We start from the raw sequence: 16,846 nt of genomic DNA, 5'->3' as shown, positions 1-16,846 counted from the left end.
TTTGAAAAATATCTTATGTATTCTAAGATAAAGGAAAAAATCAAAAATATTATACATTTTTTAACCTATGATATATGGCGGGTAAACGGAAGCGATGGTCCTCATATAAAAACTTTTTTCATCAATATTACCAAAGCTTTTTTATTAACTTTTAGAAATAGTAACGGCTCACAGATCAATACTCGTGCAGCCGCCTTAACATATAATTCTCTTTTGTCTATAGTGCCTTTATTGGCAGTATTATTTGCTATAGCCCGTGGATTTGGTTTTCAAAATTTAGTGGAAACACAACTGTTTCAATATTTTACGGGACAGAAAGTTGCTCTTTCCAAGGCTATGCAATTTATAGACGGTTCAATTGATTATGCACAAGGAGGCGTATTTTTAGGTTTAGGAATAATCATTCTCTTTTACACGGTTATAACTTTATTGGTAAGTATTGAAGATAATTTTAACACTATTTGGAGAATTAAAAAAGGAAGGAAGTTTTCTCGACAATTTACGGATTATTTAGCCTTAATTCTTATAGCTCCTTTATTTTTAATTTGCAATGCCGGATTGTCAATTTTTTTGAACTCAACCACCAATATCAATATCATTGGTATGGTCATTAGTCCGATCATAAAGTTTATTCCCTACGTTATAATCATCTTACTTTTTACATTTATATATATTTACATTCCTAATACAAAAGTCAAATTTAGTGCTGCCTTTTTAGCAGGTATAGTGAGCGGGAGTTGTTTTCAAATCTTTCAAATGCTGTATATATCCGGACAATTTTGGATAGCAAAATATAATGCTATTTATGGGAGTTTTGCCGCATTGCCTTTGTTAATGCTGTGGCTGCAATTGAGCTGGTTTATTTGCTTGTTCGGGGTTCAATTATCTTTTTCCTATCAAAATGTAAATAAGTTTAGTTTTGAAAAAGATATTAGCAACATAAGCAGAAGATATAAGGATTTTATACTTTTAATGATCACTACACTCATCATAAAACGATTTGAAGCTGGCGAAAAGCCCTACACGGCAGATGAATTATCTGAAACTTATAAAATACCCACCCGATTAACTAGTGATTCTTTATACTATTTATTACAAGTAGGACTTATTGTAGAAACACTAACAGAAAATGACATGGTGGTTGCATATATTCCCGGAATCGATATCAATCACATTACGATAAATTATTTTTTCAATAAATTGGATCAATATGGATCTGAAAACTTCAAGATCGATATGGAAGGAGATATTAAAAATATTTGGGATAAGACTTTAGAAATACGAAATATGATTTATAAGCATGAAAGCGGAGTTTTACTTAAAGATATCTAAAAGCTAATCGATAGTTTTATTAAGCCTTTTAAATTTTCCAGAAGGTTTCCATGTAAAATTATTTTGAAAAATAATCCGGCCATTCCATTAATTTTATAAATTCTAATTTAAATATAATTTTAAATCATTGATATGCTCCTAAAGCAGGATCGTTAATTCTCGATATACCGTTCATGTCTTCAGGAACCTCTTTTGCATAACTTAACTTACCTTTACCTAAAGCTGGAGATCCTATGTTAAGAAGAAGTAAACAATCCGAATATCCTGTTTTATAAAATTGAGGATCTTTATTAAGAATAATATTTACAAAATGTTCGTCCGTTTCTGTAGATAAATTATTGGAAGTATTTTTAATCAGATTAGTATCAAAAATATAATTAAAAGGGGCATGCTCATTTTTATCTAAATATAAGCTGTTATAATTTTTAACCCAGAAGATACAATTTTTAAAAGAAGCAGTAAGCGAATTGTATGTTGTTTGTCCTGATTTCTGATAAGCATTAGATAAGTAGGCAGAATATCCTGCACCAGCATTTAAATTCCAATAATTGGCAAAAGTACAATGAGTGAAATCATAGTTTCCTCCATATTCTGCTATAAGATCTGAAGTACCACAATTATTTATGGCAAGATTCTTACCTTCCACATTGCCTCCGACAGAGTAGATTCCTCCATATAAAAAATTATAAATTTTGGAATTGAAGATGTTCAAATGAGCATTTTCCTCTAAATAAAATGCATTATTACCCCCTTTTATAACTAAATGGTTAATTGTTGCGGAGGCGTTGGCAGCAAGATGAATTTGATTCCAATTACCCGGAAGTGAATCGTATTTGGTTTCGTGTCGATCTCCCCGAATTAATACTTCATGTTCCAAAGAACCGTCTATAGTAAGTTCGCTGCCCGAATCAATAATTATATTTGCATTCTTATGAAGGTATATTTTGGTTCCTTCCAAAACGGATAATTTGGCACCATTTGTAATTTTTAAATTTCCATAAATAACTTTGGATTTAGTATTGTTCCAAGCCAGATCTTTTGCTATTTCTTTAGTCCCTGATTTAGAATAGTAAAATTCTGCATCTTCAATTAAAGAAAGTAACTTAACTTTTTGTGTAGATCCGATGGTGCTAAACAATAAGTCTTCATCTGCTAACGCTTCGGATGCATTAATGGCTTGAGGAGCAACTTCAATAAAAATGAATAAACTATCTTTAGACCTTATAGGTATGTTTTGAAAGCTATTTTGATTGGTTGCATTGCCGGGAGTTCCGTCTACATTAATTTTAAATTGAGAAGACGAGCCTTTTTCAAGATAAATCCTCGGAATTACAACATCATCGTTTTGTTGGTTATAAACTTTAAGTACATAGGTTTCTGAACGAACCGATGAAAATACAGTATCCAGCATAACCGTATCTTTAGAAAAACGAAGCGGTTTAGAAGCAGAATCATAATTATAATCATCTCTGCATGAAAAAATTGAAAGAGCTAAAAAAGATAAAAATAATAAAAGTGATAATTTTTTCATATCAGTTTAATCATACTAAGAATGGGCACTAAAATAATAAATTCGTTTTGCCTTAAAATTTATATCCGACACTTAATACCAGAGAATTTTGTCTTTTCTCCAATTTAAATTCTTCACCGGTACGTTTCTTTATAAAATTTGTTTGACTTTTATTAAATCCGAATTCATAACGCACATCAAAAGTGAGCTTAGCTAAGTCAAAACCTCCTCCTACTTGACCGGCAAGTGAAAAATCATCTGTTTTTGTTTTTCTTATTCCTTTTAAGGAAATATCTTCATTTAAAGAAGTGGAAAAAACAGGGCCGGCATACAATCGGGTAACTTCTAAAAATTTAGATCCAAACAAAATAGGGATATCCAATCGGTTGGAATGTGCTGTAAATTCACCATCGTTCCTATAATCGAAATTAGTTTTCATGGAAGAAAAATAAATCTCGGGTTGGATAAACCATTCCAAAAATTTTATTCGACTAAAAAAACCCGCATGCCATCCGATATTATCTGTGGCTTTACTTTCTTTAATATTGGTTACAGTTTGCTTTAAAGTTCCTTTATAACCGAAAGCCATTCCGGCTTTGGCTCCAAATTCAACTTGTTGTGCATAAGTAACGATTGAAATAAAAAGTAAAAATAATATCGGAAAGAGTCTTTTCATATATAATGATTTTTGCTTAATTTTTTTCAAAGATAATTATTATTTATTACATTTGAAGAACATTAAATATTAAAGGATAAAGTCATGGAAATTATATATTACGGACATGCATGTTTTGGTTTTAAAACCTCATCATCAACAGTCTTAATTGATCCATTTATTTCGGGGAATGAATTAGCAAAAGATATAGATATAAATGGAATTAAAGCAGATTATATTTTTTTGACTCACGCCCATTATGATCATATTTTAGATGTTGAAACTATCGCTAAAAACAATAATTCCCAAATATTGGCTAATCCGGAAATTACTGCTCACTATGAAAAATTAGGTTTAAATGTTATACCCATGAATATAGGAGGAGTTAAGAAATTTGATTTTGGTAAAATTAAAATGGTATCGGCGTCCCACAGTTCCTCTTTTCCCGATGGATCCTATGGCGGTTTAGCTTGTGGTTTCTTGATGAAAATGGATGGAAAAGTAATTTATGTAGCCGGTGATACTGCTCTTACTACAGACATGAAATTACTTCCATTTATCTATGGATATATTAACGTGGCTATATTACCTATTGGTAATACTTATACGATGGGTGGATATGATGCTGTTATTGCAGCAAAATTTGTTAAAACAAAAAATGCTATAGCTTCTCATTATGATACTTTTCCTGCCATAAAAGTTAATAAGGATAAGATTAAACATTTATTCTTAGCCGAAGAAAAACGGTTAACTTTTTTGTCCATTGGAGAATCAATGGATATTAGTAAATTTGAATAATTTTAATCACATATAAATTAAATATATAGACTGTATATAGGGGAAACTTTATTCGATAGAATATACTTACAAAAAAATTATGAGTAATAATTTAGTGGAAAAATTTAATACGCCTTACGAAAGCATTCCTTTCGAAAACATTAAACATGAAGATTTTAAACCAGCGATTGAACAGGCAATTGAAGATGCTAAGAACGAAATTAACGAAATAGTTCAAAATACAGATCCACCTAATTTTGTAAATACCATAGTAGCTTTAGAAAATGTTGGAAAAAAACTTACCATAATTTCCTCTACTTTTTTTAATTTAAATTCAGCGGAAACTAATGATTATTTGCAAAGTTTAGCAGAGGAAATATCTCCTATGCTAACTGAATATGCAAATGACATCATACTGAATGAACAATTATTTGAAAAAATAAAAATCGTTTACGATACAACCTTAAAATCAAAATTAAGCCAAGAAGAAGTACGACTTTTAGATAAAACGTATAAGGATTTCTCAAAAAATGGAGCCTTGTTATCCTCTGAGGATAAAAATAATCTCCGACAAATATCTAATGAATTAGCAATTTTATCCGTAAAGTTTGGCCAAAACGTTTTAAAGGAAACCAATGATTATTTTCTTCATATATCCGAAAGTATGGATATGGAAGGAATTCCGGAATCTATAAAAGAAATGGCAAAACAAGAGGCGAAAACTAGAAATTTGAAAGGTTGGGTTTTCACTTTGCATTATCCCAGCTATGTGCCTTTTATAACGTATTCTGCAAATCGAGAGTTACGAAAGGAAATTTATACTGCTTATATGCAACGAGCATGTAAAGATAATGAGTATAATAATGAAGATATTATTCATAAAATTGTTGAATTACGGAGCAAGAAAGCTAAATTATTAGGTTTTAAAACTTATGCCGATTTGATTTTACAAGAAAGAATGGCTTCTGCACCTAAACTTGTATATGATTTTTTATATGATTTGTTACATAAAGCTAAGCCATTTGCTAAAAAAGAAATTCAAGACTTAAAAAATATAGCTTCACGAGACGGCATAACAGAAATGATGACTTATGATCATGCCTATTATGCTGAAAAATTAAGACAAGAAAAATTTTCATTTTCAGAAGAAGAACTAAAACCTTATTTTCCGTTGCATCAGGTTTTGAATGCCGCATTTGATGTAGCTAAAAAATTATACGGGTTGACTTTTATTGAAAGAGAAGATATACAAAAATATCATTCGGAAGTTAAAGTGTATGAAGTGATCAATGATAAAGGAAAACATCAGGCATTGTTATATACCGACTTTTTTCCCAGAGAAGGGAAAAGGGCAGGAGCATGGATGACTTCTTATAAGGGGCAATTTAAAACTTTAAGTGATAATATCAGGCCGCATATTTCGATAGTTTGTAATTTTTCACGTCCTAACGGAGAAATACCTTCTTTATTGACATTTAGTGAAGTTACCACGTTATTTCATGAATTTGGCCATGCATTACACGGTATTTTAGCTAATACAACCTTTGAATCATTATCTGGTACGAATGTTTATTGGGATTTTGTTGAACTACCGTCTCAATTTATGGAAAACTATGTTTTTGAAAAGGAATTTTTAAAAACTTTTGCCCTTCATTACCAAAAAGGGGATATGCTGGATGAGGAGAAAATTGATAAAATAGTTGCATCTGCCAACTTTATGCAAGGATATCAAACTCTTCGACAAATTGGTTTAGGTCTTTTGGATATGGCCTATCATACCGATGAGTTGACATCAGATCAAGGGATTGAAGATTTTGAAGTAGAAAAGATTAAAGAAACCCAATTGTATCCTCATATCAAAAATACATGTATAAGTACATCTTTTTCACATATATTTCAAGGGGGATATGCTGCTGGTTATTATTCCTATAAATGGGCTGAAGTTTTAGACGCTGATGCTTTTGATTACTTTAAAGAAAGAGGAATTTTTGATAAAGAAACAGCTTCTAAATTTGAAAGTTTATTAAGTAAAGGCGGGACTGAAGATCCTATGGAATTATATATAAGTTTTCGGGGTAGAAGACCTCAATCGGAGGCCTTACTTAAACGTGCCGGTTTACTAGCCAATACCAATTAAATAAAAGAGTTTTTAGATAGTATAATATAATAAATGGTTTGAAATTTCAAACCATTTTTTTATGGTGATATTTTAGAGTTCAGAGAAATCAACTCTATCAAAAATAGGTTAATGAATACACTAATAAAAGGAAAGTTAACGAGAAGTTTTAAAAATAGTTAAGCTGCTCAAATTATACATCCATTTTAAATTTTTGTATAACAAATAATGATTAGTCGCTGCTCCGAAACTTTTATTGAAATGGGCTATTCCCGGTATCATAGAACCTTCAAAATCTAAAATTAATTTTTGATCGGAATAATTTTTAATCAATAAGTCTATCAGATAAGCATACGAATTTTTAATTTCTAACTTTTTGTCTCTTACTGACAGTAAATTTATAATCCTTCCTTTGGAAAAAATGAGCCATAGATAGACTGTAGGAACATTATCTTTATTATAAAGGGTATATTGTTTTAACACTTTTTGTCGATTTAACTCTTCTAAAAGAGTGTTTAAAATATTAAGTTGTGAAGCTGATAAAATTCGATTGAGCAGATCACTTGGTTTTTCTGACACAATTGAACCTGTATATTTTTCTTCAATTTTGCTATTGGATAATAAACAATTTTTAAGGACCCTTTTTTTGTTTGCATTATAATTAGTTACAAGAGTTGAATATTCACGATCTAAATTCAATACTTGATTATCTCTCTTTATATAGTGGGAAGGTAAATATGGGGTGTTTTCTTCGTTAAAGCAATAGCTTCTGACTTTATATTTTTTTAAGAAAGATATAAAAAGATGAAAGGTTTCAGCGGATATGATTTTTTTATAAAATATGCCTAATTGTTGGCAAAAAATAGGTTGAATAACTAATTTAAATCCCCATTTTTTCTGATAAGGAATTGGCATCACTGCTTCATAATCGTTTAAAACCAAAATATCATAACCATCGGGAGAAACAATATTTAAATACCACAGTTCTGCATAAATTCTGTAATTGAGGCATTGGTCCAAACAAGCAGAATATTTTGTTTTATCGATGGTTTTATGATTGTACTTTAAAATCATTGGCTTTACTAATCAATTTTTCATATACGTTTTTCCACAGCCTCCATTCTCCATGATTAGATAAGCTGTCATTATGGAAAATAGATATAAAAGTTCCATTTACTTTTTTTACGGCATGCAATAAATTTAGTAGCTTATTTTCAGCTTCCTCAATAGATAGTTGCATGTAATTTTTAAGCGTAACATCCATCACGCAGAATGGATAAACTTTTAATTCGGTAACTTGATTATTTTTCAAATCAAACCAATAAAAAGGGGTACAAGTCCCTGCTCTGAAACCGATATGGTCTTGAAAACCCATGGAAAAATCTGCTATAATATTTAATCGGATCAGGTTGTCATAAGTTTCGGGTAAATGAAGTTTTATAAAATGTTGTCTGGAAATAGCAATTTTTTGTTTTACAAGTTTTTCCAATGCTAATTTTTCCTTTTTCAAGATTGTGAAATCCTTATTGGAAAAATAGCTGGGATGAAGACCTATAATAGTATAATCTTCATTATATAATTGTAGTATCAATTTTTGGTAAGCTGAATTTTTAGGGTTATGATTAGTATCCCATTGACTTCCTAATCCAAAAGAAATAAAATAAATGGTAGGTATTTCTAATTTTTGTATATAAGGATAAATGTAATAAGGGTCAGATTTTAATCCTGATAAAACTAAAATTTGTTGATAAAAATCTTTACAACGAAAAGTTAAAATATTCTTTCCTAATGCTTTACATTTTTTTAACCAAAATTTATTTTTATATAACCATGCATGATCTATATCTATGGTATTTATATAGGTAAACTTCCGAGCTTTATAATTGAGTGAAGGAAAGTTTTTTTTTAGCTGATCAAATAGTTTATAAGCAAAGGTATCTATCCATGGAACTAACGGATCAATCTTATCTTTAATTGATGATGCTTTGTATGAGAATCTATGATGAATATCTTCTTGATATGGCAAATATTCTTCATATCTTGAAAGTAAAAAAAATGCAGTTGCAAAAGGGTCTTTTAAAACTTCCCCTAGGTTTTGTGTTTTAATATCCGTTTCAAATAATAAATTACAAGCCAAATAATGAATTTCGTTTTTTACTATTGAAAATGAATAAGAAAATTTAGGCAAAGTTTCTTTATTGAAGAGAATAGCGCAATCTGTAAGCCGGAAAGAAATTCCCAAAATTTGTTCGAAAATAAAAGTAAAAATATACTTAATTCTTTCATTGATTTCAGGAACATATATAAGAATCATAGGTAAAGTGGTCTTTCACAGTAAATTTTCATCGGCAAAACTGAAAAAAGAGGTTTGCGTAACAATTAAATGATCCATCAAAGTTATATTTAATAAGTTCCCTGCTTTTTTTATTTCATGGGTAATTTGTATATCAGAATTGCTGGGCTGAATATTTCCTGAAGGATGATTATGTGATATGATTAATGAAACTGCATTAAGTTCTATAGCATGTTTAAATATTAGTCGATTATCAACCATTGTACCGGTTATTCCTCCTTGAGAAATTTTTTCTTTACTTAATATTTTATTGGATCTGCTTAAATAAATTACCCAAAATTCCTCTATCATCAAATCACCAATAATAGGTTGAAGAATATTATAGGCATCTTTCGAAGAAGAAATTTTTTCTTTTTTTAAGGCTTGCTGTAAGGATTTTCGTCTTCCAATTTCAAGAGAAGTGATAATTTCAATTGCTTTAACTTTACCTACTCCGTTAAATTTGCATAAATCTCGTATGGTTAGCTTTGCCAATTCATTCCAATTATGATTTACGGATGATAAAATTCGTTGAGCAAGAGTAATGCTGCTTTCAGATTTCGAACCACTACCTAAAATTATAGCAAGAAGTTCTGCGTCTGATAAGGATTGTTTTCCTCTCAGTAATAATTTTTCTCTGGGTCTTTCTTCTTCAGCCAATGATTTGATGTTCATAGTGAAAATTTTTTAGATTCCGTCTTGAATATCTTTTTGTAAATACAAAATTGCCGTAGACGAAGGAGAAGCGTCTTCCATCGATTGTTTAATGATTTCCTCTTGAATTTCTTGTATTGAAGAATCTTTCATAGCTTCAATAGTATTTTTTATAAGCAATTGGGTTGCATTCTTTGCCGATAAAATAATCTTCCACGAATTCGGATTTATATAGAGTTGTTGTGCTAAATTGTGTTCGAATTCTGTTTGAATAGTTTCTATTAAAGTGAATTCATAAGATTTACTATCATCCGTAGGAGTTACTCGTCTTATTAAAGAAGAAGGGCGTATTCTTTCTAAAAAAAGAGTCATACGTTCATAAGCTTGTAATTTATTCGGTAAAATATTTTCAGAATATTTTAGACGCAACTCAAAACTTCTTCTTTCTCTTTCTGATTGAAAAAAACGGGTTAACATAAACAGAAAACCTCCCATAAAGAGCACTAAAATCAATAAGAATACAAGCAATATAGATATGTCCATAATAATTATATAAGTTAGACAGAGACAAAAATACTATTTTATATTAGAAAAAGTATCTTATATGAGCTATATATTAAAAAAATAAAATTTTTTTTCATTGATACTTATGTACTTAGAATTTAAGATGAAAAAAAGATTAAAAAATATTTGGAGCATATATAAAATTCTTCTACATTTGCACTCACAAAATTCCTCCTTAGCTCAGTCGGTTAGAGCATCTGACTGTTAATCAGAGGGTCGCTGGTTCGAGCCCAGCAGGAGGAGCTAAAAAAAAGAGTTACATAATTTGTAACTCTTTTTTGTTTTGTATACTTAAAACTAAGAAAATTAATTGATAGTAATTTTTTGCTTATAAACTTTAGTTGTTAATTAGTTTTTATCTATTTAGTTCTAATACATTTGTAAGATTTAATCTACATGGCGGAGAGTAATATTCCAATATACATAGCATAAAATACTAAAACTATATAAATTGAAATAATTAGTATAAAAAAATATAAATTTTGATTTTTTAGTATATACTTAAACTTATTTGTTCTAAAAAAATAAATATAAAACAATGTAATAATTATTTATTTTGCTTTTTTAAATAAAACTTTTTAAATATTCTTTTCTTATTTTTTGGTTCATTTTATTACTAAGTGTAAGAATTATATCATGTGACTTTTTAGGGTTGGACTCTTTCATTATTATAGCTTTTACTAAAGAAAAGTATAGATGATGATCTGGTAGTTGATTTTGAACTTCTGAAAGAATGTTCATGGCTTTATCTGTTTTTCCAATTTTGCTTAAGCAAAATGAGTAATTAAGTCTTAGTATTGGTGATTGCGAGATTTCAAGCATCATTTCATATAAATATGATATTTCAGTCCAATCTTTTAAGTTAAAATCTTTTTTAGCCATATACTTGCTGATGATAATTGCTTCAATATAGTATTTATTACTATTTTGGGGTTTTTTAATATGATGGAAAGCCATAGTAAGTAGTTCTTTATTCCATTTGTCTCGATTTTGATTAAAAAAGGAAATTAATTTCCCGTTATCAATTTTTGCAGGAATTCTTGATATGTGAAAATATATAACGGCGAGTAAATTACTGGTTGAAGTATAATTAAATTTATTATATAATAATCTTGTCAAGACAAATGATTCTAAGCATAAATCTTTATTCACAATATTTTCAGACTTTTCATTAAAAGAATCAAAGCCAATATTGAAAACGGCATAAAGAATTTCTTCAACAATTGAAATTGTATTTTGATTGGCAGTAACTGAATTTATTTCGATTTTTTGGCAATTTAAATCAATATTAAGTTTCTTTTTAGTTCGGTTAATGCTTTTATAAATAGCTTCTTGATTAATTAAAGTGGATTCGCGAATTTCAAGCATGCTTAACCCAAATATATTTTTGAGTATAAAAATAATTTTAGATTGTGTGGATAAGCTGTTTAACGAAGAGATAAATAATATCGTTTGTAAACGAAGATCGGTTTCATATGGTTCTACTTTTTCATCTTCTGTAAGTTCTATTGAAAAATTATAATCTTCTTTTTGTTTGCGTTTTATTATATTTAGTAAATCATTACGAGCTACCATGAATAGCCAATTTTCTATATTTTTTGGTATATTATTTTGTTCCCGGATTTTCAGATACTTCAAAAAAGAATTTTGAATAGCATCTTCAATTTCAGAAACATGGGTAGCACCAAATCGAATCACTAATACAGAAAAAAGCTTTCCGTATAACGTTCTGTAATTTATTTTATCTTCAAAAGGTAAATTAGGAATCATAATCTTCCATATTCAAGATCGGACGGATTTCTGTCGTTCCCCCATAATAATGTGTCGGGCACTCTTTAGCTAACTCGATAATAGTTTCTAGATTTTCGCTTTGTAATAAATAATAGCCTCCAATTATTTCTTTGGATTCCAAGTATGGCCCGTCTTTAATAACACAGTCTTTACCCGTAATAAGTACACCTTTTTCATGTAATCCATCCCCTGAAATTAAATTTCCTGTTTTTGCTAATTTTGAAGCCCATTTCATATGAGCATCAGCTAATGCCTGCATTTCTTGTTCTGATAATTCTCTTAGTTTTTCATTGTTTTCATGTAATAATAAAAGGAATTGTTTCATTTTAAAAGTTTTAATTTATTTGAAGACATTTTATTATGCTATTTTTGGACATTTTTTGAAATAAAAATTTTAAATTATTAAAAAACTTACATTAGAAATACTATACAAAGATAAAATAAAATAGGATGTTTAATAAAGGGGATTTGGTTTTAATTAGCTATATAAATTAAACCACCCTTAAGGCTGTTTTAGATGAATTTACGTATTATATGATTTTATATGAAAGTTATAATAGATTCTTAATGTTATTTATTATGTACTAAATTTTTGTTTGATAATAAGGAATTTTGATAATTGGGAGGATTATTATTGCGTCTAAAGATAGTGTTTTTAAGAAAATTCATTAAGACATATCAAAAATCTAGCTAAATTAACGAATTATAGAAATTAAAAACTCAAATAATTAAAAGGATTTTTTATTGAATTAAATATATGAATGAAAATATATAAAAAAATGAAAAAAATAAAATCTGGAAATAATATGTTAGAAAATATTAACTATGATAATTTAAGTGACAAAGAAAATAATAAATGATCGGATTCATTTTTTTAAAAAACTTAATTTAACAAATAATAATCACATAATTTATCTAAAATTATCTATACTGTAATATTTTTGATAATTTGATAAATTAACTAAACAAAATCATTTAGTAAACTAATAGATTTATAATAGATAGAAGTTTTTAATTACGATTCATAATCTCATTCCAACATTTTCCGGCAGCCATTGCTCTTTGGCAATCACTACCAACAAAGCCAATTTTGCTTTTATCAAAGCATCTTGCAGGCCATCCATTATAATCCATGCAATTTGTAAATTCTCTATCACATTTTCCATTATAACCGAAAGCCGTGCTACAATTTAAATTTCCATGATTTTGATAACAGGAAATGGAACGTTCAGTTATAGTTTTATTTTCTAAGGAGTGATGATTAAAGCTTCTTTCTCCTAAATTAAATACAAAGGTATTTTCAGTAGTATGATCTTTCATTGCTTTTTCTAATTTTTCAGCAAGTAATATTTGATTTCCTTCAATATTATTAAAATCTGTTCCCGTAATGTGTTCGGATGCTTTTCTTCCAATCACTTGTATCCGAGAAGTAGTTTTTAAATTTACAAACGCATCTGTAATAAAGCTTCCTCGATTACTTGCTTCATACGTTTTTCCATTATAGTTTACTATAGCATCACTCATGGGGAAATATACTCGAATAAAAGAATAATCTTCAGCATAATAAATTGATTTGTTAATTTCAATTAATTCTTTTTTGTATAATTCTTGTGCATTCTTAATTTCTTGTGCTTCATCTTTGTTGAAATAGACCGTTTTGAATCCAATTAATTTAATTGAATCATTATTTGATTCCGGATAAAGATACCTTATATATTTTTTTTCGAAAGTTGTAATACTTTCTTTCTTATTCGATATCGGGTTGATATCATTGTCGTTATTACAACTATTAATTAATACTAATCCATTAATAGTAATAAATAAAATTCTAAATAGTAGAAATTTCTTTTTCATTTTTTTGTATTTTATAATTATAAATAAAATATAATAAAGTTAATTTTAAAGATAGCATTTAAAATTTTTAAATATATGAGAAAATTGATTGGTTTGTATAATAAATATGATATAATATGTTTTATTGTAAATATTATATCTGGATTGTTTATAAGTATTTTAAAGTTTAGGTAAATTAATTGGTATTGAATTAAGATCATTATAAATATTAAATTTTTATTTAAAATCAAAATATTTAAGCTCACCAAAATTTATTAAGCCTGATTATCCATTTCGCAAGACGATTTTGAAGTTCTGTTCACAGATCTGGTTAGTGCCGGATATAATCATTTGCAAGTTGATAAACTATTAAAAAGGTAAAAATTTTATGCGAACGTTAGATCAATTGTTTGCCACATTATATAAACTCAATTACATCGAAAAAAGAAAGATACTGGAATATTCTTTAAGGAAAGGAAGGAAAATAAAACAATTAAAAATTTATAATATGGAAGTATTAATTTAAAAAAGATAGATGGATTTCTTTCATACTTTTTATATCTTCATATACTTTAACAGTAATAATTATTGATATACCAATATTCTTTAATTGTCAATTGTCTCAGAGAAAATTGAGAACTTAGAAAAGAAAATACATCGATTATTAATGAATTTAGATATCAGCAAAAGTCTGTAAATCAAATGGAAATTAAAAGAAATATATTGATTCTAATGATATGTCCAACCATGATATGTATTATTATCAACAGAAAGCTATTGATATGGTTATAAAAATGGAACAAAATCTTCCGAGGAGATAGCATATGGAGAGAGTTGTCGTATAAAAGTTTTTTATTGATTGCCGAGAACTTATCGAACCCAAAAAGACCAAAAAAACTTATGGAAAAGCAAGGCAGAAATCGACACCTTACTTGCAAAGGTGGAAACTTATTGCAGACGTATACAAATTATTACAAGAGATTTAAAAGTCTATAGGTAATTGAATAATAACAAATAGGTATTTTAACAATAAATTAACGTGTTGAATTGAGATAAGATTATATAATATAATTATATTTGTGATATAAATATATTTTATTAATTATTAGTTTTTTTATTATGTCTTTTAAATCTAAATTAGAAGTAGGGGGAAAAAAGTACAACATTTTGAGTGTTAATTATTCCTTAGCTCAAGAAACTGATCCAACCGGACGTCCATCTTCTCAGACCAGAGGTGGAAGAATTGAAGTAACAGTAGAATCAACAGGAGAATCTGATATCTTCGAATGGATGACTAATAGTTTTGAGAGAAAAGATGGTAAAGTTATCTTTGTAAAAAGAGATTCTGATGATACTTTGAAAGAATTGTCATTTACAGATGGTTATGTGGTTAAGTACAGAGAAAATTTTGATGCTTTCGGCGCCAATTCTCTAACTGAAACGTTTACTATTTCAGCAAGGACTATTAAAATGGGTACAGGTAAACATGTTAATGAATGGCCTAATACTTAACGTTAATAACCTCCTATAAAATGAATTTGGATTTCATTAGTTCCTATAGTAGCAAAATCACTTTCCATAAGCAATGTGGCTTATGAAACTGTGTGTAAAATTGGATAATTAAGTATATCTATATAAAATCTTAATTACAAAAATTTAAAATTTTATGTAATTAAATTAAGGTTAAAAAAAGGCGATTTTATCGCCTTTTTTTGTTTTAAAATATAAAATAATATCCTACAGAAATCAATGCTAAACTTTACTCAAAATAGTATTAGATAGCAAGATTTATTTAGATGTTTCTCTTTTTTTCTTTTTTTTCTGATCCGAATTAATCGCATTTTCCCGTTTTAGTTTTAAATATTTATCAAACTGTTCAGATGATAACACTTCTTTTAATTTAAAATCAATTTCCCTGTTGTTGTTTTCTATCAAAAAACGTATCTCTTGATTATCAATGCCTGCATCCATTGCAATTTTTAGATATGTAGTTTTTTCTAATATGAATTCTTTAAGCTCTAATTTTTGAAAATCGTCAAGAATAAGGTCTTTATCTAACGTTGTGATTTGCTTTTCAGTAATTTCTTCAGGCTTAAAAGAATTATTATTTTGCGCATAGGAAATTGAAAAAGTAGTTACAACTAAAAATATATGTAAATAGCTCTTAAATGATTTCATGCTTTAAAAATTATTGTTATAAAAATACTTAAAAAATCAGGTTAATAAACTTAATACAAAAAATTTTGAAACTTTTTTATATTTTAGTACTTAAATAAGATGTCGTGCTTGATTTGTCCCAAATAAAAAAAAAATTAGCAGATTATTGCGTCTATCAGGATCGCAGTCATTATGAGGTTGAACAAAAATTGAAAGAATTGAGAACTTTGAATGAGGATGAGAGGGGTGAAATACTCATATGGTTGATACAAAATAACTTTTTGAATGAGGAAAGATTTTCTAAATCATATGCTAGAGGGAAATTTTATCAAAAAAAATGGGGGAAGAATAAAATTAAGCAAGGATTAAAGCAAAAGAGAATTCCAACTAATTTAATAGATAAAGGGATTGAAGAAATTAACGAGGAAGATTACAAATCAACTCTCATGGAGTTGACTGAAAAAAAATGGAATATTATTAGGGAATCTGAAGTATATTTAAAAAAGAAAAAAATATATAATTATCTATTACAAAAAGGGTATGAATACAATTTAATCAACGAAATACTTAAGAATTATTAAGAATATTGATTTAATAAATCTATAATTTCTTGTGCAGCTCTTACGCCGCTTTCTCTCCATTTTATTTCTCCTTTTTTAAAAATAATTAGGGTGGGTACTGACTGAATATGATATGCACTTGCCAATTTTTGATTTTTATCTATATCAATTTTAATAATTGTTGCTTTATCACCAATTTTTTCTTTAACCTCTTTCAATATTGGTGCTAACATTTTACAGGGTTGACACCACTCTGCGGAAAAATCAATTAACACGGTTTTATCTCCTTGAATTATTTCGGTAAATTTTGACATAAATATTTCATTTATTATTTATAGTATTACAAAAATTAAACCGTTGGAAGATTATTAAGATTTTTTATCGTTATTTATTTAATACAATTTAATTATTGAAAAGTCATTTTGATTTTTTTAGTTGAAGATTAAGATAATGTTATAAAAAGTAGTAAACTAAATTGTAGTGAGTAAAATTTATTGAATAAAATAAAGTTTTATCAATTAATGGGTATATCAAAAAAAAGTATAAATTCGTTAATTTATAAAAT

General features: G+C 28.0%; 16 protein-coding genes and 1 tRNA gene. 6 read left to right on the top strand and 11 right to left on the bottom strand.

Translation table 11 applies throughout. The features are described 5' to 3' along the window. Positions 1-15: 15 nt before the first annotated feature. Positions 16-1,332 (top strand): YihY/virulence factor BrkB family protein, encoded by a 1,317-nt coding sequence (locus tag G8C41_RS07080; protein WP_166006934.1) that lies wholly within the window; start codon positions 16-18, stop codon positions 1,330-1,332. Positions 1,333-1,456: 124 nt separating this feature from the next. Here the strand turns inward: G8C41_RS07080 and G8C41_RS07075 are convergent, their stop codons facing one another. After that, a complete protein-coding gene (locus tag G8C41_RS07075) occupies positions 1,457-2,863 on the bottom strand; it encodes a hypothetical protein (protein WP_166006932.1) in 1,407 nt (468 codons plus the stop codon). Between the two features lie 52 nt (positions 2,864-2,915). Beyond that, complete coding sequence (locus tag G8C41_RS07070) at positions 2,916-3,518, bottom strand: outer membrane beta-barrel protein (RefSeq protein WP_166006930.1); 603 nt, start codon at positions 3,516-3,518, stop codon at positions 2,916-2,918. Between the two features lie 84 nt (positions 3,519-3,602). On the opposite strand from G8C41_RS07070, the gene G8C41_RS07065 reads away from it, so the two are divergent. Then, positions 3,603-4,295, top strand: a complete 693-nt coding sequence (locus G8C41_RS07065) for a metal-dependent hydrolase (protein ID WP_166006929.1) — start codon at positions 3,603-3,605, stop codon at positions 4,293-4,295. A 79-nt stretch (positions 4,296-4,374) separates the two neighbouring features. Then, a complete protein-coding gene (locus G8C41_RS07060; RefSeq protein WP_166006927.1) occupies positions 4,375-6,411 on the top strand; it encodes a M3 family metallopeptidase in 2,037 nt (678 codons plus the stop codon). A gap of 135 nt (positions 6,412-6,546) precedes the next feature. On the opposite strand, the gene G8C41_RS07055 is transcribed toward G8C41_RS07060, so the two are convergent. From G8C41_RS07055 to G8C41_RS07040, 4 genes are read right to left on the bottom strand one after another with little or no spacing between them, the layout of a single operon-like run. Beyond that, entirely contained in the window at positions 6,547-7,464 is a 918-nt protein-coding gene (locus G8C41_RS07055; RefSeq protein ID WP_166006925.1) for a hypothetical protein, read from the bottom strand. Beyond that, entirely contained in the window at positions 7,442-8,704 is a 1,263-nt protein-coding gene (locus G8C41_RS07050; protein ID WP_166006923.1) for a polysaccharide deacetylase family protein, read from the bottom strand. The genes G8C41_RS07055 and G8C41_RS07050 overlap by 23 nt, the downstream gene beginning before the upstream one ends. 15 nt (positions 8,705-8,719) lie before the next feature. Beyond that, complete coding sequence (gene radC, locus G8C41_RS07045) at positions 8,720-9,397, bottom strand: RadC family protein (protein WP_160567683.1); 678 nt, start codon at positions 9,395-9,397, stop codon at positions 8,720-8,722. Between the two features lie 12 nt (positions 9,398-9,409). Then, positions 9,410-9,919: a hypothetical protein gene (locus G8C41_RS07040; RefSeq protein ID WP_166006921.1), complete on the bottom strand. Its 510-nt coding sequence runs from the start codon at positions 9,917-9,919 to the stop codon at positions 9,410-9,412. A gap of 190 nt (positions 9,920-10,109) precedes the next feature. On the opposite strand from G8C41_RS07040, the gene G8C41_RS07035 reads away from it, so the two are divergent. After that, positions 10,110-10,183, top strand: a tRNA-Asn gene (locus tag G8C41_RS07035). A 321-nt stretch (positions 10,184-10,504) separates the two neighbouring features. Here the strand turns inward: G8C41_RS07035 and G8C41_RS07030 are convergent. The 3 genes from G8C41_RS07030 to G8C41_RS07020 all read right to left on the bottom strand — a co-directional run bounded on the left by G8C41_RS07030 (position 10,505) and on the right by G8C41_RS07020 (position 13,585). Beyond that, complete coding sequence (locus G8C41_RS07030) at positions 10,505-11,710, bottom strand: sigma-70 family RNA polymerase sigma factor (RefSeq protein ID WP_166006919.1); 1,206 nt, start codon at positions 11,708-11,710, stop codon at positions 10,505-10,507. Further along, positions 11,700-12,056 carry a YciI family protein gene (locus tag G8C41_RS07025; protein WP_166006917.1) on the bottom strand — a complete coding sequence of 119 codons (357 nt, stop codon included), beginning with the start codon at positions 12,054-12,056 and terminating at the stop codon, positions 11,700-11,702. Before G8C41_RS07025 ends, G8C41_RS07030 begins: the two co-directional genes overlap by 11 nt. 686 nt (positions 12,057-12,742) lie before the next feature. Next, positions 12,743-13,585 carry a hypothetical protein gene (locus G8C41_RS07020; RefSeq protein WP_166006916.1) on the bottom strand — a complete coding sequence of 281 codons (843 nt, stop codon included), beginning with the start codon at positions 13,583-13,585 and terminating at the stop codon, positions 12,743-12,745. Between the two features lie 1,098 nt (positions 13,586-14,683). On the opposite strand from G8C41_RS07020, the gene tssD reads away from it, so the two are divergent. Continuing rightward, on the top strand, positions 14,684-15,076 hold the full coding sequence (tssD, locus tag G8C41_RS07015; RefSeq protein WP_160567693.1) for a type VI secretion system tube protein TssD: 393 nt from the start codon (positions 14,684-14,686) through the stop codon (positions 15,074-15,076). Positions 15,077-15,352: 276 nt separating this feature from the next. Here tssD and G8C41_RS07010 read toward each other — a convergent pair whose 3' ends face one another. Beyond that, on the bottom strand, positions 15,353-15,742 hold the full coding sequence (locus G8C41_RS07010; protein ID WP_166006914.1) for a hypothetical protein: 390 nt from the start codon (positions 15,740-15,742) through the stop codon (positions 15,353-15,355). Between the two features lie 104 nt (positions 15,743-15,846). On the opposite strand from G8C41_RS07010, the gene G8C41_RS07005 reads away from it, so the two are divergent. Beyond that, positions 15,847-16,302 carry a regulatory protein RecX gene (locus tag G8C41_RS07005; RefSeq protein ID WP_166006912.1) on the top strand — a complete coding sequence of 152 codons (456 nt, stop codon included), beginning with the start codon at positions 15,847-15,849 and terminating at the stop codon, positions 16,300-16,302. Here the strand turns inward: G8C41_RS07005 and trxA are convergent. Beyond that, positions 16,299-16,595 carry a thioredoxin gene (gene trxA / locus G8C41_RS07000; protein WP_166006910.1) on the bottom strand — a complete coding sequence of 99 codons (297 nt, stop codon included), beginning with the start codon at positions 16,593-16,595 and terminating at the stop codon, positions 16,299-16,301. The genes G8C41_RS07005 and trxA overlap by 4 nt on opposite strands. Positions 16,596-16,846: the final 251 nt, after the last annotated feature.

The sequence above is a fragment of the Apibacter sp. B3706 genome, from assembly GCF_011082725.1.
In the GTDB taxonomy this organism is placed as follows: Bacteria; Bacteroidota; Bacteroidia; order Flavobacteriales; family Weeksellaceae; genus Apibacter.
This window is presented reverse-complemented; position numbering and strand designations above follow the sequence as displayed.

What these genes read in the sequence shown, in the direction of transcription:
- G8C41_RS07080 (WP_166006934.1), top strand. Translation starts at nt 16, where the DNA reads ATGTATTCTAAGATAAAGGAAAAAATCAAAAATATTATACATTTTTTA.
- G8C41_RS07075 (WP_166006932.1), bottom strand. Translation starts at nt 2,863, where the DNA reads ATGAAAAAATTATCACTTTTATTATTTTTATCTTTTTTAGCTCTTTCA.
- G8C41_RS07070 (WP_166006930.1), bottom strand. Translation starts at nt 3,518, where the DNA reads ATGAAAAGACTCTTTCCGATATTATTTTTACTTTTTATTTCAATCGTT.
- G8C41_RS07065 (WP_166006929.1), top strand. Translation starts at nt 3,603, where the DNA reads ATGGAAATTATATATTACGGACATGCATGTTTTGGTTTTAAAACCTCA.
- G8C41_RS07060 (WP_166006927.1), top strand. Translation starts at nt 4,375, where the DNA reads ATGAGTAATAATTTAGTGGAAAAATTTAATACGCCTTACGAAAGCATT.
- G8C41_RS07055 (WP_166006925.1), bottom strand. Translation starts at nt 7,464, where the DNA reads ATGATTTTAAAGTACAATCATAAAACCATCGATAAAACAAAATATTCT.
- G8C41_RS07050 (WP_166006923.1), bottom strand. Translation starts at nt 8,704, where the DNA reads ATGATTCTTATATATGTTCCTGAAATCAATGAAAGAATTAAGTATATT.
- radC (WP_160567683.1), bottom strand. Translation starts at nt 9,397, where the DNA reads ATGAACATCAAATCATTGGCTGAAGAAGAAAGACCCAGAGAAAAATTA.
- G8C41_RS07040 (WP_166006921.1), bottom strand. Translation starts at nt 9,919, where the DNA reads ATGGACATATCTATATTGCTTGTATTCTTATTGATTTTAGTGCTCTTT.
- G8C41_RS07030 (WP_166006919.1), bottom strand. Translation starts at nt 11,710, where the DNA reads ATGATTCCTAATTTACCTTTTGAAGATAAAATAAATTACAGAACGTTA.
- G8C41_RS07025 (WP_166006917.1), bottom strand. Translation starts at nt 12,056, where the DNA reads ATGAAACAATTCCTTTTATTATTACATGAAAACAATGAAAAACTAAGA.
- G8C41_RS07020 (WP_166006916.1), bottom strand. Translation starts at nt 13,585, where the DNA reads ATGAAAAAGAAATTTCTACTATTTAGAATTTTATTTATTACTATTAAT.
- tssD (WP_160567693.1), top strand. Translation starts at nt 14,684, where the DNA reads ATGTCTTTTAAATCTAAATTAGAAGTAGGGGGAAAAAAGTACAACATT.
- G8C41_RS07010 (WP_166006914.1), bottom strand. Translation starts at nt 15,742, where the DNA reads ATGAAATCATTTAAGAGCTATTTACATATATTTTTAGTTGTAACTACT.
- trxA (WP_166006910.1), bottom strand. Translation starts at nt 16,595, where the DNA reads ATGTCAAAATTTACCGAAATAATTCAAGGAGATAAAACCGTGTTAATT.